Genomic DNA, 1,042 nt, shown 5'->3' on the forward strand with positions numbered 1-1,042 from the left:
CACGCTGCGCACGCCACGGGCGGCCAACTCGCCGCGCACGGCTTGGGCTTCTTTGCCGTCGCGCACGAGGATGGCGATGTCCGACGGCAACACGCCGTTGAAGCTGCCGTCTGCTTGTAGGAAACCCGCACTGCCTTGCTGCCCTCCGTTGAGCAACTCGACAATCTGTGTGGCGCAGGCAGCGGCCAGTTGCTGACGATAAACCGCGTTGGACATCGGCTGATCGGTGGGCAGGTGCCAGAGGTTCAGCGCGGGTAGCGTCTGACCATCGACCTGCAGTTGCTCCTTGCGGCCTTGGGACAGCACCGGCTGGAACGGCACCGGGTTTTCGCCACTCGGCTTACGGAACAGAAACGCGCCACGGCCGGTTTCCGCACGCTGGAACACATGGTTGACCGCCTCGACCATCGCGTGGCTGGAGCGGAAGTTGGTGCCCAGGGTGTGGTGGCGGCCGGTGGTGGATTGGCGTGCGCGCAGGTAGGTGTAGATGTCGGCGCCGCGGAAGGCGTAGATCGCTTGCTTGGGGTCGCCGATCAGGAACAGGCCGCTGTCGAGGTGGTTTTCTTCGATGCGGTAGATGCTGTCGAAGATGCTGTACTGCACCGGATCGGTGTCCTGGAATTCGTCGATCAGGGCGACCGGGAACTGCTCGCGGATCACACTGGCCAGACGCTCGCCGCCGTCGGTTTGCAGGGCGGCGTTGAGGCGGATCAGCATGTCGTCGAAGCCCATTTCGGCGCGCCGGCGTTTTTCATCTTCAAAGCGTTTGCCGACCCACGCGGCGGCGTGTTGCAACACGGCGGCGTCGGGGGTGGGTAATGCATCCAGGCTGGCCTTGAGGCTGGCCATGGCGTCGATGCCCGGGTGATGCGGCGGCTCGCCCTTCCAGGCTTCGGCCATGCCGTCCGGGGTCAGGCGGGTGAAGCCGGTGCCGATGTCCAGCTGTTCGAGGGCTTCGTCAGCGGCCCAGGCGCTGATCTTTTCGAACCAGGGTTCGAAGTAACGCGCTTGCATCTTGCGCCCGTCGACGGCTTTGGCGGCG

Annotated in this window: 1 protein-coding gene; it reads right to left on the reverse strand. The window is 65.1% G+C overall.

Annotated elements, in window-relative coordinates:
* Positions 1-1,042: UvrD-helicase domain-containing protein (locus L9Z73_RS31100; protein ID WP_247408834.1), on the reverse strand; the 1,042-nt coding region annotated here is incomplete at both ends.

Source organism: Pseudomonas emilianonis, assembly GCF_023072625.1.
In the GTDB taxonomy this organism is placed as follows: domain Bacteria; phylum Pseudomonadota; class Gammaproteobacteria; order Pseudomonadales; family Pseudomonadaceae; genus Aquipseudomonas; species Aquipseudomonas paraveronii.